Origin of the sequence: Aliivibrio kagoshimensis, assembly GCF_050337105.1 — a bacterium.
Lineage (GTDB): Bacteria > Pseudomonadota > Gammaproteobacteria > Enterobacterales > Vibrionaceae > Aliivibrio_A > Aliivibrio_A kagoshimensis.
The window spans coordinates 51,163-73,670 of sequence record NZ_JAKJSQ010000003.1; the positions used below are offsets into that span (position 1 = coordinate 51,163).

General features: G+C 42.0%; 24 protein-coding genes. 11 read left to right on the forward strand and 13 right to left on the reverse strand.

From position 1 onward, the window contains the following. Positions 1 to 9: 9 nt before the first annotated feature. Positions 10 to 882, reverse strand: coding sequence for a pirin family protein (locus tag L4C32_RS01110; RefSeq protein ID WP_428195007.1), 873 nt, complete (start codon positions 880 to 882; stop codon positions 10 to 12). A gap of 124 nt (positions 883 to 1,006) precedes the next feature. Between L4C32_RS01110 and L4C32_RS01115 the strand changes: the two genes are divergently transcribed. Next, positions 1,007 to 1,927, forward strand: coding sequence for a LysR substrate-binding domain-containing protein (locus L4C32_RS01115; RefSeq protein WP_428195008.1), 921 nt, complete (start codon positions 1,007 to 1,009; stop codon positions 1,925 to 1,927). Positions 1,928 to 1,963: 36 nt separating this feature from the next. Here the strand turns inward: L4C32_RS01115 and L4C32_RS01120 are convergent, their stop codons facing one another. The 4 genes from L4C32_RS01120 to phnR form a co-directional block, all read right to left on the reverse strand. Further along, on the reverse strand, positions 1,964 to 3,586 hold the full coding sequence (locus tag L4C32_RS01120; protein ID WP_428195009.1) for an ABC transporter ATP-binding protein: 1,623 nt from the start codon (positions 3,584 to 3,586) through the stop codon (positions 1,964 to 1,966). Between the two features lie 30 nt (positions 3,587 to 3,616). Continuing rightward, complete coding sequence (locus L4C32_RS01125) at positions 3,617 to 4,129, reverse strand: hypothetical protein (protein ID WP_428195010.1); 513 nt, start codon at positions 4,127 to 4,129, stop codon at positions 3,617 to 3,619. A gap of 67 nt (positions 4,130 to 4,196) precedes the next feature. Next, the gene (locus L4C32_RS01130; protein ID WP_428195011.1) at positions 4,197 to 4,841 is read right to left on the reverse strand and encodes a M50 family metallopeptidase; all 645 of its coding nucleotides are present in this window, start codon (positions 4,839 to 4,841) and stop codon (positions 4,197 to 4,199) included. 44 nt (positions 4,842 to 4,885) lie between these two features. Continuing rightward, positions 4,886 to 5,593: a phosphonate utilization transcriptional regulator PhnR gene (phnR, locus tag L4C32_RS01135; RefSeq protein WP_428195012.1), complete on the reverse strand. Its 708-nt coding sequence runs from the start codon at positions 5,591 to 5,593 to the stop codon at positions 4,886 to 4,888. Positions 5,594 to 5,707: 114 nt separating this feature from the next. On the opposite strand from phnR, the gene L4C32_RS01140 reads away from it, so the two are divergent. Continuing rightward, positions 5,708 to 5,998, forward strand: coding sequence for a YkgJ family cysteine cluster protein (locus L4C32_RS01140; protein ID WP_428195013.1), 291 nt, complete (start codon positions 5,708 to 5,710; stop codon positions 5,996 to 5,998). Between the two features lie 18 nt (positions 5,999 to 6,016). Here the strand turns inward: L4C32_RS01140 and L4C32_RS01145 are convergent, their stop codons facing one another. Beyond that, positions 6,017 to 6,445 carry a hypothetical protein gene (locus tag L4C32_RS01145; RefSeq protein WP_428195014.1) on the reverse strand — a complete coding sequence of 143 codons (429 nt, stop codon included), beginning with the start codon at positions 6,443 to 6,445 and terminating at the stop codon, positions 6,017 to 6,019. On the opposite strand from L4C32_RS01145, the gene L4C32_RS01150 reads away from it, so the two are divergent. From L4C32_RS01150 to L4C32_RS01165, 4 genes are all read left to right on the forward strand, one after another. Continuing rightward, a complete protein-coding gene (locus L4C32_RS01150; RefSeq protein WP_428195015.1) occupies positions 6,423 to 6,743 on the forward strand; it encodes a hypothetical protein in 321 nt (106 codons plus the stop codon). The two genes, L4C32_RS01145 and L4C32_RS01150, sit on opposite strands and share 23 nt — an antisense overlap. 21 nt (positions 6,744 to 6,764) lie before the next feature. Beyond that, positions 6,765 to 7,067 carry a hypothetical protein gene (locus L4C32_RS01155; RefSeq protein ID WP_428195016.1) on the forward strand — a complete coding sequence of 101 codons (303 nt, stop codon included), beginning with the start codon at positions 6,765 to 6,767 and terminating at the stop codon, positions 7,065 to 7,067. 77 nt (positions 7,068 to 7,144) lie between these two features. Further along, positions 7,145 to 8,074 (forward strand): hypothetical protein, encoded by a 930-nt coding sequence (locus tag L4C32_RS01160; RefSeq protein WP_428195017.1) that lies wholly within the window; start codon positions 7,145 to 7,147, stop codon positions 8,072 to 8,074. 10 nt (positions 8,075 to 8,084) lie between these two features. After that, entirely contained in the window at positions 8,085 to 8,732 is a 648-nt protein-coding gene (locus L4C32_RS01165; protein WP_428195018.1) for an SRPBCC family protein, read from the forward strand. 17 nt (positions 8,733 to 8,749) lie between these two features. Here the strand turns inward: L4C32_RS01165 and L4C32_RS01170 are convergent, their stop codons facing one another. Together L4C32_RS01170 and L4C32_RS01175 are read right to left on the reverse strand one after the other, a co-directional pair. Continuing rightward, positions 8,750 to 11,512, reverse strand: coding sequence for a bifunctional diguanylate cyclase/phosphodiesterase (locus L4C32_RS01170; RefSeq protein WP_428195019.1), 2,763 nt, complete (start codon positions 11,510 to 11,512; stop codon positions 8,750 to 8,752). A 244-nt stretch (positions 11,513 to 11,756) separates the two neighbouring features. Then, positions 11,757 to 13,172, reverse strand: coding sequence for a coniferyl aldehyde dehydrogenase (locus L4C32_RS01175; RefSeq protein ID WP_428195020.1), 1,416 nt, complete (start codon positions 13,170 to 13,172; stop codon positions 11,757 to 11,759). A gap of 106 nt (positions 13,173 to 13,278) precedes the next feature. On the opposite strand from L4C32_RS01175, the gene L4C32_RS01180 reads away from it, so the two are divergent. Next, a complete protein-coding gene (locus tag L4C32_RS01180) occupies positions 13,279 to 13,803 on the forward strand; it encodes a DUF3087 domain-containing protein (RefSeq protein ID WP_428195021.1) in 525 nt (174 codons plus the stop codon). Here L4C32_RS01180 and L4C32_RS01185 read toward each other — a convergent pair. Continuing rightward, positions 13,800 to 14,852 carry a sensor domain-containing diguanylate cyclase gene (locus L4C32_RS01185; RefSeq protein WP_428195022.1) on the reverse strand — a complete coding sequence of 351 codons (1,053 nt, stop codon included), beginning with the start codon at positions 14,850 to 14,852 and terminating at the stop codon, positions 13,800 to 13,802. The two genes, L4C32_RS01180 and L4C32_RS01185, sit on opposite strands and share 4 nt — an antisense overlap. 698 nt (positions 14,853 to 15,550) lie before the next feature. Here L4C32_RS01185 and L4C32_RS01190 point away from each other — a divergent pair. From L4C32_RS01190 to dapA, 4 genes are all read left to right on the forward strand, one after another. Beyond that, positions 15,551 to 15,808: a DUF5062 family protein gene (locus tag L4C32_RS01190; protein ID WP_428195023.1), complete on the forward strand. Its 258-nt coding sequence runs from the start codon at positions 15,551 to 15,553 to the stop codon at positions 15,806 to 15,808. Between the two features lie 71 nt (positions 15,809 to 15,879). Next, positions 15,880 to 16,857, forward strand: a complete 978-nt coding sequence (locus L4C32_RS01195; protein ID WP_428195024.1) for a Gfo/Idh/MocA family protein — start codon at positions 15,880 to 15,882, stop codon at positions 16,855 to 16,857. An 8-nt stretch (positions 16,858 to 16,865) separates the two neighbouring features. After that, positions 16,866 to 17,336 (forward strand): GNAT family N-acetyltransferase, encoded by a 471-nt coding sequence (locus tag L4C32_RS01200; RefSeq protein ID WP_428195025.1) that lies wholly within the window; start codon positions 16,866 to 16,868, stop codon positions 17,334 to 17,336. Positions 17,337 to 17,575: 239 nt separating this feature from the next. Beyond that, the gene (gene dapA, locus L4C32_RS01205; protein WP_428195026.1) at positions 17,576 to 18,448 is read left to right on the forward strand and encodes a 4-hydroxy-tetrahydrodipicolinate synthase; all 873 of its coding nucleotides are present in this window, start codon (positions 17,576 to 17,578) and stop codon (positions 18,446 to 18,448) included. A 74-nt stretch (positions 18,449 to 18,522) separates the two neighbouring features. On the opposite strand, the gene L4C32_RS01210 is transcribed toward dapA, so the two are convergent. Genes L4C32_RS01210 through L4C32_RS01225 form a run of 4 tightly spaced genes read right to left on the reverse strand, consistent with a single transcriptional unit; the run spans position 18,523 to position 22,432 of the window. After that, on the reverse strand, positions 18,523 to 19,368 hold the full coding sequence (locus L4C32_RS01210; protein ID WP_428195027.1) for a (2Fe-2S)-binding protein: 846 nt from the start codon (positions 19,366 to 19,368) through the stop codon (positions 18,523 to 18,525). Between the two features lie 12 nt (positions 19,369 to 19,380). Further along, positions 19,381 to 19,815, reverse strand: coding sequence for a thioredoxin TrxC (gene trxC / locus L4C32_RS01215; RefSeq protein ID WP_428195028.1), 435 nt, complete (start codon positions 19,813 to 19,815; stop codon positions 19,381 to 19,383). Between the two features lie 41 nt (positions 19,816 to 19,856). Beyond that, on the reverse strand, positions 19,857 to 21,803 hold the full coding sequence (locus L4C32_RS01220; protein ID WP_428195029.1) for a monovalent cation:proton antiporter-2 (CPA2) family protein: 1,947 nt from the start codon (positions 21,801 to 21,803) through the stop codon (positions 19,857 to 19,859). After that, a complete protein-coding gene (locus tag L4C32_RS01225; protein ID WP_428195030.1) occupies positions 21,803 to 22,432 on the reverse strand; it encodes an NAD(P)H-dependent oxidoreductase in 630 nt (209 codons plus the stop codon). Before L4C32_RS01225 ends, L4C32_RS01220 begins: the two co-directional genes overlap by 1 nt. Positions 22,433 to 22,508: the final 76 nt, after the last annotated feature.

Consider the following 22,508-nt stretch of genomic DNA (forward strand, 5'->3'; position numbering starts at 1 on the left):
TATTTCTCCTTAATCGGTTAATGTGCCGTTTTGAAAGTCACTGATGGCTTGATCTATCTCGCGCGAGGTATTCATAACAAAAGGCCCGTAGTGAACAACGGGTTCATTAATTGGCTCACCAGATAGAAAGATGAGCCTAGCTCCGTGCTCTGTCGCTGTGATTGTCACCTGGTCGCCATCTTTCCATTTCGCCATTTGATGTGCCTGAAGGACCTTGCCTTCTGGGCTCTGATACTCACCTTCGAGCAGATATGTGAGCACGGTATGGCTGGCTGGTACGTCGATGGTAACCTGCTGATTTATAGGGATAGCCATATCAAGATAGAGAGCTTGGGTAGCAATTTGGGTGACGACACCTTCGATTTCCTGCTGGTTAATGACGGTGTTTCCTGCAATCGCCTTAACTGAAGTGCCATTGTTTAACGTAGTCAGTGGCATCTCTTCAGCAGAGAATTCTTGATAGGCCGCGGGCTGCATTTTACGCTCTGCGGGTAAGTTGACCCACAGTTGCAGGCCTCTTAAAAGCCCAGCTTCTTGTTTCGGCATCTCCGAATGAAGAACCCCTTTTCCAGCGGTCATCCATTGAACACTTCCCGGTGTTAACCGTCCAATATTCCCTAGATGATCTCTGTGCTCCATTAAGCCTTCAATCATGTAGGTGACCGTTTCAAAACCGCGGTGAGGGTGCTCGGGGAATCCGCCAATATAATCATTGGGATTATCAGAGGAGAACTCATCAAGCAACAAAAAAGGGTCTAGAGACGCTGAAGTGGTGTGTGGCTGAAACGAGAAGACGCGTTTTAACTTTACGCCATCGCCATCGTGGCTATCACGAGCGGTAAAAACATCTGAAATACTTCTTACCAAATTCAATGCAGTCATAACGTCACCTTAATTATTTGAATACGTTAAGTGTAGCGAGGTTAAATTGAATAAAAATCAGAAAAAAATGATGTTATTGTTCAATATATATGAATAATTAAAATACCACCGAGGAGGGACGAATATGAGACAAGTTATCACCATCGAATCATTAGAGGTGATTGATGCAATCGATAGAAAGGGCAGTTTTGCATCCGCGGCAGCTGAACTCTATCGTGTGCCTTCTGCAATCACCTATACCGTTCAAAAGTTAGAACAAGATTTAGGCATCACATTGTTTAAACGTGATGGAAGGCGTTCACTATTAACCCCAGCCGGTCTTGAGATTTTGAATGAAGGACGTCGGATTTTAGAAGCAACCACAGCACTCGCCGAAAGTGCAAAAAGAGTAGACAGTGGCTGGGAACCTAGATTAAACATTGCCGTAGAGACTTTTTTTCCTGTGTCGTCAGTGTATCCGGTGCTGAATGACTTTTATCAAGTTTACGCGGATATTGAATTCAATATTTTTGAAGAAGTGCTGGCCGGTTGTTGGGATTCGTTGATCGAAGGCAGTGTTGATTTGGTGATCGGCGCCCCGGATTTACCTCCATCGAACAAAGGGATCACTGCGCAGCCTCTGATCGAGGTAGAAAGCATTATGGTTGCGGCTGCCACTCATCCTGCGACTCAACTTGATGCCCCAATTGCTTTTGAACAATTACAGCAGTTCCGCTCAGTAATTGCTAGAGATAGCGCGAAGAATTTAGCGCACCTTAATGTTGGGCTGCCTATCAGCCAGACAATTATTCGAGTGCCAACGATGTCTGACAAAATCGAGGCGCACTGTCATGGAGTCGGGGTGGGCAATGTGCCCAAATATCGAGTAAAACATCTGTTAGAGAGCGGTGAGTTGGTCGAATTAAAAATGGATTATAAACCGAGAAAGACGCAATTTTATATTGGTTGGCGAAGTTCCAATAAAGGCAAGGTATTGCATTGGGTCGTGGAGGAGATTATTGAGCGTTGGGCAGAGTTGATTCAACACCGAGTGATTAAACGATAAAAATGAGCGACCTTTATGGCCACTCATTGTGATTCATTAAGCAGCATCCTCGTCTAATTCAAAAGAGGCAGCAATTAATTTTTTGGTGTAGCCGTTTTTCGGGTGATGGAAGATCTGTTCAGCACTCCCTTGTTCAACCACTTCGCCATCTTGCATCACCATTACCCTGTCAGAGAGTGCTTTCACTACACTTAAATCATGACTGATAAACAGGTAACCGATATTTCGTCGTTGCTGAATATCTTTTAGCAGATCAATGACCGTAAGTTGAACCGAGCGATCTAGGGCAGAAGTTGGCTCATCCAGTAAGATAAATGAGGGTTCTAAAATCAAAGCACGAGCAATGGCAATACGTTGTCGTTGACCGCCTGAAAATTCATGGGGATAACGATTGATAGCACTGGGTTCAAGACGCACCTCTTCTAAGGCGATACGAGCTCTTTTCAAACGTTCAGGTGCTTTCATTTTAGGGTAGTGAACGGTTAACCCCTCTGAGATGATCTCACCGACAGTCATGCGAGGTGAGAGCGATCCGTATGGGTCTTGGAAAACCATTTGAATATCTCGTTTTAAGGATCGTTTCTCTTTCTCAGACAAGGTGCTGATTTGTTGGTTCTTAATTCGAATTTCGCCGTCAGAAGGTAACAAGCCCATAATGGCCCGTCCAAGGGTTGATTTTCCTGAGCCAGATTCTCCAACGATACCTAAGGTTTCTCCCTGTTTTAAGGTTAAGCTGATCCCTTTGACTGCATCGAAATACTCATGTTTGTGACCAAAGAAACTGCTTTTAATGAGATAACGAACCCATACATCCTTAGCATCAACCAGTGTGGGAGCAGACTCTGGAGTGGGTAATTTGCTGCCGCGAGGTACGGAGTTAATCAGCATTTTTGTGTATTCATGCTGAGGGTTGGCGAAGAGTGCTTCACCTTCACCGATTTCAACAATCTCTCCTTTTTTCATTACAATGACTCGGTCTGCAAGATGTTTTACCACTCCGAGATCATGAGTAATGAATAAAATGGCCATGCCCATTTTCTGTTGTATCTCCTTAATTAAATTGAGCACTTCAGCTTGAACAGTCACATCTAATGCAGTGGTAGGTTCATCGGCGATTAATATGTCAGGCTCGTTAATCAGTGCCATGGCTATCATAATCCGTTGCAGCTGACCGCCCGAAAACTCGTGAGGGAACTTACTGTAAGCCGCTTCGATCTGCGGGAGGTGAACAAGGTTAAAAAGCTCCAGAACCCTTTTTTTTGCATTAGACTTAGTGATTTTCTGGTGGCAAAGAATGGCTTCTGCAACTTGCTGACCGACCCGCATAAATGGATTCAAAGAGGTCATTGGTTCTTGAAAAATCATCCCTATACGATCACCACGTATAGACTGCATCTGTTTTTCACTAAGATCCAAAATGGATTGCCCTTCGAAACTGATTTTGGCTTGTGGGTTAACGATCGAATTATCAGGCAATAAGCGCATAATCGCATTGGTAGAGACAGACTTACCGGAACCGGACTCACCCACAATGGCAAGTGTTTCGGATTTGAACAGTTGAAAGTTAACCTGTTTTACCGCATCGACAATTCCATCATTAGTGGTAAAGCTGACATTAAGGTTAGAGACATCTAAAAGTGGTGCGTCGTGATGTGACATGATAATTGACTTCCGTGTAGGGTAATTGGATTAACTGGCCATATGACTTGATCGTTGGCTGCCAGGATAGTGGTGAACGGTGTGCATCAAATTGAAGTTTTTATGGGCTTGCTGAGCATCGTATAGTCGGTTTTTCCAGAGGGTTTCAGGTGACGATACGTTGAGCTGCGCTTGACAGAGCTGTTCGATGTGCTGGAATAGGTGGTTGGCGTTGTTATTAAGGGCGCACAGTATGTGTTGAAAATCGGAGTTATATTTCCAAAATTGACAGTGACCATAAGCCGTATTTAGAGCGTCATAGGCTAGAGATTGGCGACCAAACTTATTTAATATCTCAGATTGGTAGATGGCTGAATCTGAGAATCCTTTCAAGATGCAGTGTAACTGACAAGGCTTAACCTCGTCACTTTGAGCTGCCACTTCAAAATGGATAGGAAGTTCAGTGATTACCTCTTGGAAAATACAGCAGGCTTGTTGCCAGTGCCCACTGTCCATTAGCTGTTCGCCATGCAAAAACTTGGTCCAACTCTGTTGTAAATCCATCTTCGAAGTCCTATTGAATAACTTCTCTAGATCTAAACAAAAATGATTCTCAATTGCAACTAAATGTTTATTGTCGCTTTAGGCTCCATTTGAGACACCTGTAAATAACCAACAGACTAATAGCAATCCAAATTGTCCCCCAAATAACGGTTGCTCCTCCGAACTCTTCTGCAAACATTCTGGCATCTGAGCGAAGGTGAGAACGCAAAATGGTATCACTATATATGTCTAGTGGAACATACATCATGCTGGTTAAGCCTATGACTCGTAGAATAAAGTCATTGATTTTCATACTTAACCATTTGCCACTCGCTATCATTACTGCGCCTGTGATTAAACCAAAAAAGAACGCAAAAGAGTTACTGATATAGATAAGAGTGATTACGATGAGTACACCACCTAAGCTCATCATAATACCTCTATCCCGATTACTGGTGATGGCCAGTAAGTAGATGCAAACTCCCCATAGGAGAGAACCAAGATAACCTGCGGTAAGAGTGATGGCACGGTTTCCACCCAAGGAGATAACGTGTCCCCCGGCTTGAGGTTGAATGACCATCTCTTTCACCGATCCTCCGGTAAGTAGAGTTGCTAGGGCATGACTCGATTCATGGAAAAAAACTACTAAAATCTTGAGCGGGTAAAATAGGGGGAAGTCCCACAATAGAAAGATGGCGAGCAGTAGAGCGAGTAGATACCAGAGTTGGCGCACAGTGACCTCTTTAGGGAATATGATTTGTCTAAAGCGATAAGTATTTAATCGAGTTTCAGTTCAATGTTGGATTCGATACAGATGGCATCGTGGCGCCAAAATTCAAGCTGGCAATCGATTATCTGTCCATTTTGATCCATATTCAAACGTTCAATGAGCATAGCAGGTGTTCCCGTGGTTGCGCGTAAATGCTGAGCCGTTGAGCCTAGTAGTGAAGTAGAACTCATTCTATAGCGGGTTGTTGAGTAGATAATACCGTAGTGATGTTTATAGGTATCGGTTAAAGAAGTTGTCACATCATGGTGTAATAACTTGGGCATTTTTTCGGGGCGTATTAGCGTTGAAACAAATGCTACAGGCCTTCCATCGAGATATCTCACTCGTTGAATATTGATGATGTTTGAGAGTGCGGGCACGTTAAGTAGGGTGATCGCTTGACGGTCAGCGGGGATCAACTTCGCACTGATCAACTCCGAACGGCCTACACGACCTTGGTTGGTGGCCAGCGTATCAAAGTTTGTAGTGGTTGAAGGATCATATTTCAAAGGGTCGGGTGAGATAAACCAACCTCGTCGGTCTTCGCGAAATACTTTAGCTTCGGCTTCAAGCAGAGAGAGAGCTTCTCGTAATGTGACTCTTGTGGTGTCAAAGGTTTCAGAAAGTGAACGTTCTGAAGGCAATTTCTGACCCGCGATCAGTAATCCAGCCTCAATTTGCTCTAAAATTGTCTCTTTAATCTTTAAATATTGCACGTAGAAACCTCAGGGCTTGGTATCTGTTTATAATGTCAAAAAACAGCAATAGAAGGAAGACAATATCCAACTCAGTGTTAGAATAGCCACGAGTCCACCATCATACTGCTAACCATGAATATTGAAGTCACCACAATCACCGAACCTGAAATCACGTGCTCTAACTGTGAGGCTTGCTGCTGCCGCCTTGAAGTGATCTTAATTACAGAGACTGGTGTACCTGAAAATTTTATCGCCATTGATGAGTGGGGAGGAGAGGTGATGCAGCGATCAGAGGATGGATGGTGCGCGGCATTAGATCGGGATACCTTGATGTGTTCAATCTACGAAGTGAGACCTTTTTTATGTCGTGAGTTTGAAATGGCCTCACCAGAATGTATTGAAGAGCGAAATGAGAATATGTGATGGGGCTATTTAAACCGATTATCTCTCTACAGGGTTGGGTTTGTTAAGGAAGGCCAAGGCTTGTTCACACTCATGAAGGTATTGGGGTCTATCAAAGCTAAGTGCTGGAAAAAGGCGGTAGTCCCAATCTCTGCTAGGGTTATCCCAGTTATGCCAACAGACGATATCGTTGTAACACTCAATATTGACCGTACATTGCCAACAGTCAATATCGCCACAGTTACACACAAACAGCGCGAATATTGCCCCCCAAGAAGTCAAATTACTGTTCAGTGCCTGTTGATTGATTGCCGATACATAGGCGCCATTAATGATCGGGTCATATTGATGCTCAAAGTCACTCAATAACGTTAATAACTGCTGGTTATCGACGAAGATATCAAAATGATGCCCCAGTTGAGGTGAGTGGCCAAGGTAGACCAATTTGAGCACATTGAGTCTTGTCATTTATTCTCCTGTTGATTATCGTTACATCTATAGGGTGAATGTAAAAGCGTTACAGCAAGATCTTTTTGAGTGTAGAAAATCATGCAAAGAGATAGAGCAACTGCAATTGCTCAACCCCATTCGTATTTATACCTCGCAAGCCAACTGCATGGTAGTGCTATTTAAAAACAGTACTCAAGAAAAAGGATTGATCATCACACCGATTGAATCTTCGTATATTCCAGTTACAAAGGGCAATGTGACAGTGACGAAAAGCGAACAGGGTATTTGGCTTTATACTTACCAGATGTCTTACTAGAAAAGAGGTTTAGTTAATCGTATGGATAAGTTCTACTTTATCGCACCTGAAGGTAACGCCCCACAAGCCATTCGAGGTTTGCTCTCTGAGATGACCTGTATTGCTTTAGACGTTGAAGGTAGGCGTTGTGAGTCAAGTAAACTCATTAACTTTGTTCAACAACTTAAAACAATAGAGCATTATCAGCAGCGCCATGCTAGTTTCCAATCAGATTTAGAAGGGGATCTTTATAGTGCCTGCTCTTACTGGGAGGAGATGGATCGCTATCACGTATGTTGGCCCATAATTATTGAATTCTGTTTTGAAAAGGATGCCAAACTGTAGCCACTTTTTATAAATATCAGCCAGTGAATTCATTCAGTGATACTATTCATATTGTTAATACAATCAAGAGTGACAGGATGTTACCAATCATTAAAAATTTCTCCTTTCTGCTGGTTTTTATCTCACCTTTATCATTGGCTGAATCAGCTGAAAGTGATGTCTGTAATAGCCAATCCGATGAAACAGGAAGGCTGGATCAAGCTTTTCATTATCTAAATACCAAATTCTGTCAGCCCGCGATTTGGTTTGATAGCTTTTTTGTGGATGATCGCGTTCAAGAGGATGCTAGAGCAGGGACTATTGTTCGTTGGAGTAATGATTTTGCTTGGGTTGAGAGGGAGGGCTATCAATATACGACTAAGTTCAAAGCGCGTTTTCATCTACCAAAAGTCACTAAAAAATTAAAAGTGGTGTTTGAACCTGATGATGAAGACTCTCTGCTTGATCTATTTCCCTCAAGTATTGAAGATGGGGAAAATGATTTCGGTCTACGATATGATTGGTATGCGAAAGGAAGGAGCAGTTTTAATATTAAAGCGAGTCTGCGACCGAGCATTGCAGCTCGATATCAGTATACTTATCCACTTACGTCCCAAACGAGTGCACGTGTGACTCAAAAGGTATATCAAAAGAAGAAAGTGACCGGTGAATCCACTCAAATTGATATTGACCACTCATTTAGCAAAAAATATCTGTTGAGGTGGGCAAACTTTGCTACTTATGAAGATGATATTAAAGGTTGGAAAATAGGATCTGGTTTTACCTTCTATCACTATATCTCACCAAAACAAGCCTTGAGTTACCGAGCTAGCTTGTCTGGCACGAATCGCCCGGAGCACTATATCGATAATACCCATCTTTCAGTGAGTTATCGTCATAACTACTTAAGAAAATGGCTGTTTTACGAAATTACTCCCGCCTATAATTGGAGTAAAGAAGAGGAACTTGCTAGAGAGTCAGAAGCAAGTATAACGTTCAGAGTTGAGCTGCTGTTTCATAATATTTAATGGGTGATGTGTGAGTGAGCATAGAGTGAATATTGTGCGAGGCTTAGCCGTTGTTGTATGGCTATTGAGTGCGGTGGGCTGTTCTTCCGTTCAGCAAGAACAAGCCGATAAACGGTGGCAAGATGCTGACTTTACTATTGAACTCAATCAGTACCCACAAAGCGACTACAATCAGGTAGAAGCTCAATTTACCACTGAACAGCCACTGCAATTAGTTTTTCGAGTGGTCTCTGATCTGGAATTAACCACACAATGGTTTGACTATCTTGATGATATTGAAACGTTGGAAATGTACTCAAATAATCAGTTTCTTATACGTTCAGTCATCAACAGCCCATGGCCTCTGACAAATAGAGAGATAATCACTTGCGTGGACACTTACTTTTCCCCTAAAACCATCCGAATTCAAGTGACGGCGTGCCCTAAAAGATACCCAATAAATGGGCAATATGTTCGAGTGACTGAAGCAAAATCAACTTGGACGCTACAACAGCTCGATTCAGGTCGAGTATTGGTCAATTATCAAGCGTGGTTAGACCCAAATGGTAACATTCCAACCCTGTTTTATAACTCTCAATTAATCGATTCAACTACCTCATCGTTGCATCAACTGATCACGTTGATCGAGACCTCATCACTGGACCAGTACGCCTATTAACTCTTACTACTGTTTAGTCAGTAAGAGTAGCCATCAGGCTCCAATGGTGTAAAACCTTGATCGCTTGCGGGTGAAAATCTCTGAATGACTTTAGAAGCAGGCATCGGTTTCCCACTATAATAACCCTGAACGAGGTCGCACTGTTGTTGCTCTAAAAAAGAGAGCTGAGCTTTACTTTCTACCCCTTCGGCTAATACATTTAAGCCAAGAGAGTGCCCCATTTGAATAATGGCAATGGTGATGGCTCGATTATCGGTATCAGTTTCTAGGTCAGTAATAAAACTGCGGTCAATTTTTACTTTTTTAATCGGGAAACGTTTAAGGTAGCTGAGTGATGAGTAACCCGTACCAAAATCATCAATTGAGAGTGAGAAGCCCGCATCTGAGAGATTTTGCATCGTTACTGTTGCTTGATTAACATCGTGCATGACCATTCCTTCAGTGATCTCAAGTTCAATTAGGTTACTGGCTACTCCTTGAGTGTTTAAGATATCTAAAGTCTCTTCCAAGAAATTCGCTCGTCTAAACTGCACTGGGGAAATATTCACAGCAATACGTGATGGGAATATTCCATTTTGGTTAAAGATTTTTATCTGACGACAAGTTTCATTTAATACCCAAGTACCTAACTCATTGATAAGCCCACTCTGTTCGGCAATCGGGATAAATTGATCCGGTGGTATCATTCCTCTTTCTGGATGGTGCCAACGAATGAGGGCTTCAAAACTAATGAGCTCCATGGTTTTTATATCAAAAATGGGTTGATAGTAGAGTTCAAAATCATTATTGGCGATTGAAGATTGCAGATCGATTTGGATCTGTTTTCGGTTCTGTAGTAGCGTATTCATTTCGCCGACAAAGAATCGGGTAATATTGCGACCATCCTCTTTCGCTTGATACATAGCTATATCGGCATTTCGTAGCAGTTTCTTCGCATCAAGGGCGTCATCAGGGTAGATGGTGATACCAATGCTGGTACCAATTTGAATATCATTGCTGTCGATCTTTATTGGTTGGTGAATGCTCTCCATAATACGTTGAGATATATTGACAACATCATCATTGCAAGTGATTTTATTGATGATCAGGGCAAACTCATCGCCACCTAAACGCGCAACGGTATCGACTTCTCTCTCGACTTGGGTGATACGTTGTGAAACACGTTTGAGTAGTTCATCACCCACTTCATGCCCCAGCGTGTCATTTATCATTTTGAAGTTATCAAGATCCATGAAACAGACGGCAAACTTATGCTGTCCACGCTTAGCCATACTGACCGCTTGTTGCAGCCTATCTTGAAACAGTGTTCTATTGGGCAATCCAGTTAACGGATCATGCAGGGCAAGGTAGCGAAGTTGGCACTCGACCTGTTTTTTTTCCTTTATTTGGCGCTGTAAATCACGATTGTTTTGGCTGATTTCAATCGTGGATTGATTGAAGTGAAACGCTAACAGACCAAACTCATCGGGGCGGCTGTCATCCAGCAATTTATTTTCAGTCGTCGAGTTATTTGAACGATACTGTTGCAGCTGAGAGACAACGGTGTACATAGGTTTGATTAATCGGCTGCGGAAAAAGAGAAAACCAATGCCGCCACTAATACACATCATAGTGACCAATGAGAAAATCAGTAGGTTAATCACATCTTGGGCGCTGTCGGTTGCCATTCGCTGTGGTGAGACAATTATGACCTTCCATAAGGTTTCAGGCATTAGAAATACCGAGACTAAAACGGGTTCATGTAAAATGAGGTCATTTTGAAATAAGACTTGAGATATTTGGCTTGGAACCAGAACAGTACTGTTAGGCAGTGATGACATATTAGCGGCTATGAGAGAGGCTTCGCTTAGAGATATTTGATAGCTCTCATCTGCCAACTGTTTTGAAAATTGTTTTTCAGTTTCGGAGGTAAGAGAGACAATATTCTGGTTTATTTCTTGCAATATGTTATTGAATGGTTTGAATTCAGGACTCCGCTTAGCCAACTCTTCTGCAGTGATGAAATTCTCTATTTGGGTATTATTCTCCCCTCTGACAAACATTTTGCTCATTTTTTTATCTGGATATGAAAGAAATGTATTATTACGGTCAACGGCAAAGGCGTAGCCGCCAAGGGAAGCACTGGCTTTTTTTAAGTAGCGATCAAGACCACTGAGTTTAATGTCTAACGTTGCGTTGCCCTGAAAAGTGAACTCATCGAACATGGCAACGGTACAGGTGGCCATGGGTTCAAATGAATAGGGATCTGTGTACGATTTTGACCAGACACATTGACCCTGACGACTGTATCTGGCTGGAACATACCACTCTTCGTTATGGTAACCATTACCGTCGGGGTGATTGTATTGATCAAAGTACTTCAACTTGCCTTGTTTGTCCCGGCCCCAAAAAAAACTACGACGTTCAACACCTTCGACATATAATCCAGGCTCTGGCCAGATACCACCGCCCGCAATAAAGCTTTGATACCCGCTTAAATTGAGCATTTCAGGAATGATATTTCTCATCAAACTAGGGTCTTTAGGCAAATTTTTACCGACTCGAGCTAAAGAGCGAGTTAAGGTTTCAGCGACGCTTAACTGTCTGGATAACTCAGTAACGATATGATCGCCAGACTCTCGAATAAGAGATCGATTATTCTCAATCAAGATATCCTTAGCGATAAGGTGAATCACTAAAATGATGGTAATTATCATGGTGATGAAAAAAAACATCATGCCAAGGGTGAAGCGAAGTTGAATCGTGTCCTGCCAACGAACTGGGGCTCTAGTCATAGCCATAAACATCCCCTAGAAAATATTGTTTTTATATCAAAAAGATAGTGTATATCTGTGAACTCAACAACTTTCAAAAGAACGGATTGGCATATTTAATTTTATAAACCTAAGGGTGAGGTGATGAATAAATAGTTATTATTTCAACAGTTGTGAGTCGAATATCCCCCAGTTTTTTGTTTGCAAAGAGTTCGTAATATGGAACGTTTGCAATTACTTATATGCACATTTGGCGTATATGTGATTGACTTTATCGGACAAAGAATCTTAGGAACCACTGGTGAAATCGATGGTATGGAGGGTGAATGATTTTACCGGTATTTATTTTTCCACGTGTCAGGACGGTTTTGGCATGACTTAAGGTTAAAAAGCCCTCTTTGCCATGATAGTGCCCCATACCTGATGGTCCAATACCACCAAATGGAGCATCATCAGCGGCAATGTGTAATATCGAGTCATTAATACAGATACCGCCAGAGTGGGTGGTATGGATGATTTTTTGCTGTACCTTTGAGTCAAAACTCATGATGTATAATGCCAGTGGGCGTGGCCGGCGATTTACATACTCAATAGCATCATCCAGTGTGTCGTAACCTACGATAGGTAAAACAGGGCCAAATATCTCATCCTGCATTAATAGCATGCTATCGTCGACATCGCAGACCAACTGAGTAGGCATTTTTCGACTGGAGTTATCTGTTTGTTCGCTATTCGCTGAAATGATCGTTGCGCCCTTATTTTGAGCATCACTAAGCAGTGTCGATAGACGATCAAATTGACGGGTATTAATGATGGCACTGTAATCGGCATTGTCTGTTACGGAACCATACATAGCTGAAAATTTTTGTTTATAGGCGTGAACAAAAGCCTCTATTTTGTGGTGAGGCAGTAACACGTAATCTGGTGCGATGCATATCTGGCCTGAATTTAAACATTTGCCATAAATTAAACGCTCAACGGCAGTATCTAGTGCGATTTCGTCATCAATAATGACTGGCGATTTTCCACCTAGCTCAAGGGTAACGGGCGTCAAGTTATCAGCAGCGGCTTTCATAACCAACTTCCCAACAGAAGTCGAACCTGTGAACAATAGGTGGTCAAAAGATAGGGAAGAGAACTCTGCGGCTACGTTTGCTTCCCCTTCAACCGCTATTACTTCCGTTTCATCAAAGATTGACGTTAACACCATTTTGATCACTACGTTTGTATGCGGAGTAAACTCAGAAAGTTTCAGCATTGCACGGTTGCCAGCAGCCAATGCGGTGATGAGAGGGCCAATAGAGAGTATGATCGGGAAGTTCCAAGGAACAATAATGCCGACAACACCAAGAGGTTGATAATAAACGCTTACTTTGGCTGGCATTAGTAGGAGACCGGCATGGCGACGGCTAGGCTTCATCCACTTTTTAAGTTGTTTGACGGTATAGTTGATACTGTTTATACAAGGCATAATGTCAGAAATCATCGAGTCATGGAAAGAGCGTTGCCCATAATCCAGATGTAAAGCTTCAACCAGTTGATCCTGATTAGCGATAATCGCTGATTTCAATTGCTGTAGTTTCGTTAACCGAGAGGATAGTGTCGGGTAGGGGGTCTGTTCATAGGCTTCTCTTTGTTGCATAAGAAGAGGCAGTAAAGAAGATGAAGAGCAATGGGAAGTAGTCATAAAAAGCATCCAAATTAACGGTATACGTTAACTATGCCATATTGTCGCTACATTAAGCTAGGTAAGTTAGAATAGCGTTACATAGGTATTTAGGAACGATTACATCATGAAAATGAAAGAGGTTGAAAAGTCGGTTTATAGATCACGGATAAACAGAGTTATTGTGTCATTTGTCGCCAGTCTATCCATTCTCGCTCTGTTATTCGGTACACTCTTAATTGCCCTGTTTGGTGCCGAGCCTGTTGATAGTTCTGAGTCCACAGGTAATTTTCATCTTAATCTGATGGGAGTTGTATTTGCATTGGTGCTCTGTGTGAGTGTATTGAATCGAATAAAAGAGAGCCCCTTCATGGCGGATATCTATTATGTTTGGCGTTTAAAACAACTGCAGAATAAAATTTATAGAAAGCTGTCTAAAGTGAAGGAAAAAGCAGAACTTAATGATATTAATGCATTGATTGTGTTGGTTTTCTATTATAAATCTTTAAAGCAGGTATACCAATTAGACAATAATACGATGACCTTGTCTTCGACAGAGAAAGAGCTTGAAAAGCTAGAAAATCAGATAGTGAATAATCACTTAACACTATCTGAAGTTCAGTTTGAAGAGCAGATGCTAAAGGATATTTAGTAGCTAACCTGAACGACTTTGACACAGTTTCTACCGCTCTCTTTCGCGCTGTATAGTGCTTCATCTGCGGTAGAGATAAGCTCATTGACCATCGGATTGGTTTGAACACTGGATTGATTTTTAAATGAGAAAGAACAAGCACCAATGGATACCGTAATGGGTTCATCGGTGATTTCTATCTGGGCAATATTGTCAATGATACGCTTAATCACTGCGTGCTCTTGTCCCACACCCGTATCGGGTAACCATAGTAGAAACTCCTCTCCGCCTAAACGGGCGACAAAATCATAATTTCGAATTGATAGTTTTAAGCAATTTCCAATCTCAGCTAATACATCGTCACCTACTTGATGACCATAAGTGTCGTTAATTCGTTTAAAAAAGTCGATATCTATAATGGCAATATAACCATATCCATCATTTCGGATAAGGCGATTGAGATCTTTATTAAGATGTTTAAACATGCCACGTCTATTAGCAATATTGGTTAAACTGTCATGTAGGGCTTGGTGTTTTAGTTTTTGGTTTAATTCTTCTAAAGTCTGCTCTTGTTTTCTACGGGCGAGCTCTACACCAATCCATGAAGCCATTAACTCTAAGACATCTATATCGGCTTGAGAAAACTGACGATCGTAAGGCTCTGCACTTGAAAAGTTGAGAGTGCCATAAAACTCATCATGGCAGTAAATAGGGATCCCAATGTAGGACTCTAAACCAAACGACTCGTAGGCTGGGTGATGCTTGTACCTAATATCTTCCCCAACATGTTCAACCGCAATAGGGCTATTTGATTGGCAAGTGAGGCTACAGTAAGTTCCTTCTAAGGTGAACTGGTCACCAGGCTTCATTTCAACACCTTCAGGTACAACACACCGATTGACTGTATAGGTTGAACCTTTGATATTGGAAAGAATACCAATATCTAAATTGAGCCTTTCAAGGCCCATTCTTAGTAATTCATCTATTTGGTAATCAAAACCTTGTTTGAAACTGTTTGTGATCTCATACAGATGACGAATGACTTTTTCACTGGTAGTTCTATTACTCATCAACGGCTTTATTCCTCCAAGTATGGAAAATATCTTTAATCTACTGAGTTCATTATTGTATTTAAATATATACCATACTTGATAACATCAAAGAATTATAATAAGTGTAAGACAATTTGGTCACAACATATTGTTTTATAAAAAAACATGAATTTCTCTGTACTTTTAATTGTGAAGTGCTATTATCTTGGTCACTCTGAAATACAGAGTTATTAATGAAAAGAAATGAATCATAGAAACAACCTCTAACACATCTTCGTAACTGTTTTTGTCTTTAGCGTTTCCCTATCTTCTTTATTGTGCTTAATAATTCAACATTTCAGTTGTCGCAATGTTTTGCGAAAATCGTATGCAGTGAAATGATCAACGATCGAAATTCAACTTCTCTTGATGTATGTTCGATCCATTAGGTTGGTCGAGTTTGCTGCCCTTGTAATTTACATAGAGTGGTATATTTATGGCCCGTACAACTGGCAGAAAACGTTTTTGGTTCCACCAATCAAACGTTAAAATTAAATCAGCAACAAAATAATCGTAAATGATTAGTCAATGATGGTGTGCTAAACAGTGCACCATTGTTAAATCCTTCAATAATACCTTCTCGTTTTACCTTACTCATTCAGATAAAAAAACCTCTTAGCCTTTAATAATTCGTGTTAATGTAAACCTAACATCACGGTTAGTAGAAAGGGTGACAAATGAAGAATAAAAACGATACGAAACTTCTCAAACATGCATTGCAACTAGGCTTAGCGTTTGCAACTCAGCAAGGGTATCGAGCATCAGAATCTTCAATCTCTTCAAAAGACAAAGTCGAAGTCGTTTACCGTTTAATGGTTCAATATAAGCAAATTACTCCTCTGGCTATTGATAAAGAAGATGGCCCTAATATGAAACACAAATTAATTTTATGGATAACCCGATTGCTGCCGGAAGATCACGAGTTGTTGCAATAAGCGGAACCTAATAAATGAATAGAAATGCTGGCGAGTTGCTGGCATTTTTTGTTTTATAATAAGGAAACAACATGATTAACTTTGCTGTGATAGGAACAAATTGGATTACTGAAAGCTTTGTTGAAGGCGCACATAACAGTAAGTTGATGCGCCTTACTGCTGTTTATTCTCGTCAATTAAGCCGCGCGATTGAATTTTCAAAACACCATGAATCCGTGATTTGTTTTGATGACCTTACGGCATTAGCGCAGAGCGAAAAGGTAGATGCGGTTTATATCGCTAGCCCAAACTCACTGCACTGCCAGCAAGCCATCCTGCTTCTAAAAGCAGGTAAACATGTCATTTGCGAAAAGCCCTTAGGGTCTAACTTTACTGAAGTACAAGAGATGTATCGTGTTGCTGACGAGAGTGGTGTGGTGCTTTTTGAAGCCTTTAAAACGCCTTACCTTCCTAATTTTTCCGTAATTAAACAGAACTTACCTCGATTAGGGACTATTCGAAAAGCGACCATCAGTTATTGTCAGTACTCTTCTCGATATCAAAAGTATCTAAACGGGGAGAACCCAAACACGTTTAATCCGTCGTTTTCAAATGGCTCCGTGATGGACATCGGGTATTATTGTATTGCATCTTCCATCGCGCTGTTTGGAGAACCTCAGCGTATTCAAGCCTCAGCTTCACTGCTGGATACTGGGGTTGATGCTCAAGGCAGTGTTATTTTGTCTTATGACGGTTTTGATGCCGTCATTAACCACTCCAAAGTATCCGACTCCATTTTGCCAAGTGAGATCCAAGGCGAAGAGGGGAGTTTGACCATCAACCATATTTCTCAGTGTTATAATGTGTATTGGAACCCTCGTGGTGGACAAACGCAAGAGTTAACCGTGGATTCAGTGGAAAACAGTATGCAGTATGAAGCTGTTTTTTTTGCTCAGCAGATCCAAGCTGGTGAAATGGATACGACATCAGTGGCACGATCTCTGTTAACCGCCAAAGTGATAACTGAGGTTCGAAAATTGACTGGTGTTGTCTATCCGTCAGATATATAGGTTGAGTGATGATTATTTTACGAACAATACGCAATGATGAGTTTGCCGGTTTTCGCGATTACTTTATTAATGATTACGCCAATGAGATTGCAGCAAATTATGGACACACACTCGAAAACTCTCTGATACAGGCAAAACAATCCCTCTTGCAGAGTTTTCCAGATGATGAAATACCGGATGGGGTGCATCTGTTGTGTATTGAAACGTCCGATATTTATGATTCGAAGCATGTTGGCTATCTGTGGTATTCAGAAAATCATGCTGATCAGTCGGTGTTTATAAATGATTTTTATATTTTCGACGCCTTTCGTAGCTTAGGTTATGGCCGTGCGGCGATGTTGAAATTAGAACAACGAATGTCAGAATGTGGCTTAAAGCAGATAAAATTGAGAGTGGCTTATCATAATAAGCGGGCGTTAACTCTGTATGAAGAGATAGGGTTTTCGGTAACGGGTATTAACATGGCGAAGAGCATTTGATAAATGAAGTTTCTATCATTTATCGCTTTCATGTTTGTAGAATCATGTTATATTTTCTTCATGAATAATTATTAGGTTAGATTGATGATGTATGCACCACAACGAAAACCAGAGCATAAAGTAAGTAAACCGGGTTTTTCCTGGGTGGCTTAGGTTGTTGTGTGTCTATCATTATCAGTATGCATTTCAAAACCCGGCCGCTTAGCGTAGCCGGGTTTTTTTATTAAAGGGAGAAAGAGATGTTTTCAGGATCATATGTGGCGCTTGTTACACCATTTGAAAACGGTTCAGTGGATGAAAAAGCGCTACGCAGCCTAGTGAACTGGCAGATAGAGCAAGGTACTGAAGGGTTAGTTCCAATGGGAACGACTGGGGAGTCGGCTACCGCTACTGAAGAAGAGCATATCCGAGCGATACAGATTGTCGTTGAAGAGGCGGCAGGTCGTGTACCTGTTATTGCTGGTGCGGGTTCTAATAATCCGATAGAGGCACTTAAATACGCGCAAGAAGCCGAAAAAGCAGGGGCTGACGGCCTTCTCTGTGTTGCCGGTTATTACAGCCGCCCGTCACAAGAGGGGATGTACCAACACTTTAAATTTGTGCATGATGAAACCAATTTACCAATCATCATCTATAACATTCCTCCAAGAACTGCCGTTGATATTGCACCGAAGACCATGGCTCGCCTAGCAGAATTGCCGAGAGTCGTTGGTGTGAAAGATGTCTCTTTAGATTTAGCGAGAATCAGCTATGAAAGAGAGTTAATCAACAAAGAGTTCAGTTACTTCTCTGGCGAGGATATGACTACCCTAGCGTATTACGCAATGGGAGGAAATGGAGGCATTTCAGTGACTGCCAATGTAGCGCCAAAACTGTGCGCCGAGATGCATCAAGCTTGTCGAGATGGTGATTATCAGAAGGCATTGGAAGTGCATGAAAAGTTAGTACCACTTCATCAAGCTATTTTTACTGAGCCCAATCCATCAGGAGCTAAGTATGCTCTCTCTTTACTCGGCATAGGTAGTGAGGAAGTTCGATTGCCAATGTTGCCAATCAGTGATGCAAATAAACAGCGTATTCGTACGGTAATGCAACAGCTTGAACTGATTTAATAGACGTTATTAAAAGGGGGTTAGTGAGGTCACTAACCCCCTATTGATTATCATGTTGTGTACTGAGATGGGGTCTATTGAGGGATTTTATCTGTGTAGATTTTATCTTGTTGCTGTTTATCGACCAAACCACACGTACCGCAATTCCCTTTTCCTTCTAATTTATACTTCAGACAACAGGTGTCTCTGCGAACATACAGAATTGAGAGTGTTTGGTTATCAACCTGTTCGATGATATTCAGATCAGCAGTTTCTGGTAGCAGTTGTTGGTACCACTCCTGAGCCAGACTTTTGATCTTATTGGCATCGCTAATGGTTATCCCTTTTTCGGTCAAACGCATGAAGGTTAACGTAATAGCAAAGCTGAGGTTTCCCCAAAACAGTTTACTATTGACTTTATGGCCGCGAAATAGTGGCTCAAAACGAATGCCAAAGTAGCGAATCACATCGGCAAACTTCTTGTCTAGCTCTTGCTGGTCGCTAACCACTATGGATATGGGATTACTGGCCAGAGGATCGTTAGATAAGCAGTAAAAAGGAGTTGTTTCCTCTGTACTGATCTGCTTAACTTTATAGCTTTTATCAATGGCAATATGGGTATTAGAGACGGAAAGCTGTGGCACTCGATTAAACTTTAAACGTAGGGCAGTTAGGCCTGTAAATAGGTGGGCGTTCAGTGACTTTTGCCATAATGAAGCAGCCAGTGCTGGTCTGGCTTCCATCATAGAACCAAACTGTTCCAACGTCGGGTCAAACGAAGAGGCGAACCAAGTGTCAAAACTTTCATCTTGGGTGTGATCACTTGCAATACTGAAGCGAAAGAACTTATGGTGTTGGTTCAACCACTGCAGTTGAGAGTGTAATGATGGATCTTGCGATGATCCTGGCCACAACGAGGCAAGCTGTTCGGTAATATGCATGGTCTGTACTTCTTATTTCAACAGAGCTTGGTTAAGCCACTGATCAAATTGTCCTTTAGGGAGAGCTCCGTTGATCATGTCGACTCGCTGGCCATTTTTAAACACCATCACAGTGGGGATACTGCGGATCTGATATTGCGCCCCCAGTTGTTGTTGTGCTTCCGTATCGATTTTGACAAATCGTACGTTTCCATGACGCTCTTTGGCAACATCTGAAAATACGGGAGCAAAACCGACACATGGATTGCACCACGGTGCCCAAAAATCTATTACAATAGGCTGGCTGCTGTTTAAAATGGCGGCCATGTTTTCACTTGTCCCTTCTATGGGTTGACCATCAAATAGCTCTGATTGGCACTTACCACAGGTGGCTGACTCGGACACCTTCTCATTTGGTAGGCGGTTTTTGGTTTTGCATGATGGGCAACGGGTAATAAATGTGCTCATTGTTAATCCTTTTCGTAACGCTCTGTTCTAATAGGGTAATACTACTTATCTTCTGCTTTAGGTTCTAGTGTCTCTTGCTCAATATGGTCGGCATAGCCTTTCGGTGGAGGTGTCCACCCACGATCAGTCAGGCTGTGTTTATCGCTTCGGTCAGACTTCATTTCATGTCCTAACACTCTCTCAAGTTCCATGAACAGATCCCGAAAGTGCGTAGTGAATTTATCATCCTCAGATCCTTTACTCCATAAATGATACAGTTCATCTTTGTGTTTCAGTTCAATTTCATCAAAAATGGCTTTCTGTTGTTCAGCTTTAAACTTGTGCATGCCTAACCCAACTAAAGCTTCACGTCCTAATTCAAGGGCTGAGTGGTAGGTTTCGGTAACGACGATGTCGGCCCCTGCTTTTCTCAACTGATATGAGTGCCCTCTATCAAACGCACGGGCTAATACGGTCAACTTGGGGTAAGTGTGTTTGAGGTACTCAACCAACTCAACTGCTCGCGGGTGATCGTCAATAGCGACAATAAAGAGAGAAGCTTCTTCAATGCCAGCGGTATGAATAAGTTGGTGGTTCGTGGCATCACCAAAGTAACTTTTGGTGTTAATTCTTCGTAGTAATTCGATTTGCGTGATCGAGTGATCTAAAACAACGGTATTCACCCCATTAGCCACAAGCATCCGATTGACGATTTGACCAAAACGGCCCACACCGGCAATGATCACTGTTCCTTGTTCGTCTATTTCGTCCGCTTGCCTATCGTTTTCACTCTGTTCAAAACGAGGGACAATGACTTTATCAAACAGGATGAATAGCCCTGGTGTTAAAAACATGGACAGTGCGACAACGAGGGATAATGTTTGGGCAAGATCGGTAGGGATAACATGGTTTTGTACCGTAAAGCTAAGGAGAACAAATCCGAATTCCCCCGCTTGAGCCAGACTTAAAGCAAACAACCAGCGAGCGCTGCCTTTAATTTTGAAAATAATACCGATGAGATAGAGTACCAACGCTTTTAATATCATAACGATCAGGGTAGCTGAAATGATAAATCCAAAATCATTGAAAAGAATTGAGAAGTCGATCCCGGCCCCAACGGTGATAAAGAATAACCCTAAAAGGAGGCCTTTAAACGGCTCGATATTGGATTCTAACTCATGTCTAAATTCACTGTTGGCTAATACCACACCCGCTAAGAATGCTCCTAGAGCAGGAGAGAGGCCAACTAAACTCATTAAAGCTGCGATACCAATGACGAGCATAAGTGCAGAGGCGGTAAAGATCTCGCGTAGTCCTGATTTGGCAATAAAACTAAACAGTGGACGGCTTAGGTAATGACCGCCAACGACGACACTGGCGATAGAGGCCATGACGACTAACGCATATGACCAACCTGGTAGGCCAACCACTAAACTTAACTCTGGGTGGTGTTCCGCGGCGACTGAAGTAAGGCTTTTGGCTTGTTCGACTAATTCGGGCAGTGCGAGCAGAGGAATCAACGCCAGCATCGGGATCACCGCAATATCTTGAAATAATAAGACAGAGAAAGCAGATTTTCCCCCTTCCGATCTAGAGAGTCCTTTTTCGCTAAACGTTTGCAGCACAATAGCAGTTGATGAGAGCGCAAAAATCAACCCTATGGTGAGTGACACGCTCCATGATAATCCGAATAACATAGCAATAGGGGTAACCGCTAAGGTGGTTAAGGCTAGCTGTAAACCTCCTAAACCCATGAGTCGGTTTTTCATGTTCCATAACATTTTGGGCTCTAGCTCCAAGCCCACTAAAAAGAGCATCATGACGACGCCGAACTCAGCAAAGTGTTGGATACTATTTGTCTCTTCACCCACAAGGCCTATCACTGGGCCGATAACTACGCCCGCAATGAGGTAGCCCAATACCGAGCCTAAACCTGCTCGTTTGGCTAGTGGTACTGCAATCACAGCGGCAAAGAGATAGATGAAAGCTTGAATGAAGTAAGTGGTCATTACGCCTTCTCCCCTTGAGGTATGAAGATAGAGTCAAAATTACTACTTAGCTTAGGGAGTAGAGCCGCTTTTTCTAAATCGATCTGATTATTGGCTAACCCCTTTAATAATCTTTCCCACTGGTCGAGGTGGCTGTCTAAACGTTGGTCTTCAACAGCGGTTCGGGCACTAAATAAGGTGAATGGTGCAAGGTAGTACATGCCCGTTAAGGAAGCGGTTTGTTCCAGAGGTTGCAGCAGTTCTTTAATGGTGAAGTGGTTGTAGCCTTTCGAGCAGTAGGCCGATTCTTGACCTCCGGCAGTAAGCGCACACATAAAGGTTTTTCCATGCAAAGCGTCGCCTCCTGTGCCATAGGCAAAACCATACTCTAGCACCAGATCTTGCCACTCTTTAAGAATGGCGGGTGTGGAATACCAATAAAGAGGGAACAAAAAGATGATCACATCATGCTCTCGTAGTTGTTGTTGCTCTTTATCGACATCGATTCGTAAAGTGGGGTAGTCATTATAGAGGTCAACAGTGGTGACATTTTCTAGCTGCTTCGCTCGCTCAAATAAAGGAGCATTGACTTCAGAGCGTTCTTGAGAAGGATGAGCAAAAAGGATAAGGATTCGTTTATTATCAGTCATAGGAAACACTTTGAATTGCAAACGTTAATTCAGTGTAATCGAATGAAAATAAAAAAGCTCTTTTGCAAGTGCAAAA

Coding starts and splice junctions, on each gene's coding strand:
- L4C32_RS01110 (WP_428195007.1), bottom strand. CDS start 882: ATGACTGCATTGAATTTGGTAAGAAGTATTTCAGATGTTTTTACCGCT.
- L4C32_RS01115 (WP_428195008.1), top strand. CDS start 1,007: ATGAGACAAGTTATCACCATCGAATCATTAGAGGTGATTGATGCAATC.
- L4C32_RS01120 (WP_428195009.1), bottom strand. CDS start 3,586: ATGTCACATCACGACGCACCACTTTTAGATGTCTCTAACCTTAATGTC.
- L4C32_RS01125 (WP_428195010.1), bottom strand. CDS start 4,129: ATGGATTTACAACAGAGTTGGACCAAGTTTTTGCATGGCGAACAGCTA.
- L4C32_RS01140 (WP_428195013.1), top strand. CDS start 5,708: ATGAATATTGAAGTCACCACAATCACCGAACCTGAAATCACGTGCTCT.
- L4C32_RS01145 (WP_428195014.1), bottom strand. CDS start 6,445: ATGACAAGACTCAATGTGCTCAAATTGGTCTACCTTGGCCACTCACCT.
- L4C32_RS01155 (WP_428195016.1), top strand. CDS start 6,765: ATGGATAAGTTCTACTTTATCGCACCTGAAGGTAACGCCCCACAAGCC.
- L4C32_RS01160 (WP_428195017.1), top strand. CDS start 7,145: ATGTTACCAATCATTAAAAATTTCTCCTTTCTGCTGGTTTTTATCTCA.
- L4C32_RS01170 (WP_428195019.1), bottom strand. CDS start 11,512: ATGGCTATGACTAGAGCCCCAGTTCGTTGGCAGGACACGATTCAACTT.
- L4C32_RS01175 (WP_428195020.1), bottom strand. CDS start 13,172: ATGACTACTTCCCATTGCTCTTCATCTTCTTTACTGCCTCTTCTTATG.
- L4C32_RS01180 (WP_428195021.1), top strand. CDS start 13,279: ATGAAAATGAAAGAGGTTGAAAAGTCGGTTTATAGATCACGGATAAAC.
- L4C32_RS01185 (WP_428195022.1), bottom strand. CDS start 14,852: ATGAGTAATAGAACTACCAGTGAAAAAGTCATTCGTCATCTGTATGAG.
- L4C32_RS01190 (WP_428195023.1), top strand. CDS start 15,551: ATGAAGAATAAAAACGATACGAAACTTCTCAAACATGCATTGCAACTA.
- L4C32_RS01195 (WP_428195024.1), top strand. CDS start 15,880: ATGATTAACTTTGCTGTGATAGGAACAAATTGGATTACTGAAAGCTTT.
- L4C32_RS01200 (WP_428195025.1), top strand. CDS start 16,866: ATGATTATTTTACGAACAATACGCAATGATGAGTTTGCCGGTTTTCGC.
- dapA (WP_428195026.1), top strand. CDS start 17,576: ATGTTTTCAGGATCATATGTGGCGCTTGTTACACCATTTGAAAACGGT.
- L4C32_RS01210 (WP_428195027.1), bottom strand. CDS start 19,368: ATGCATATTACCGAACAGCTTGCCTCGTTGTGGCCAGGATCATCGCAA.
- trxC (WP_428195028.1), bottom strand. CDS start 19,815: ATGAGCACATTTATTACCCGTTGCCCATCATGCAAAACCAAAAACCGC.
- L4C32_RS01220 (WP_428195029.1), bottom strand. CDS start 21,803: ATGACCACTTACTTCATTCAAGCTTTCATCTATCTCTTTGCCGCTGTG.
- L4C32_RS01225 (WP_428195030.1), bottom strand. CDS start 22,432: ATGACTGATAATAAACGAATCCTTATCCTTTTTGCTCATCCTTCTCAA.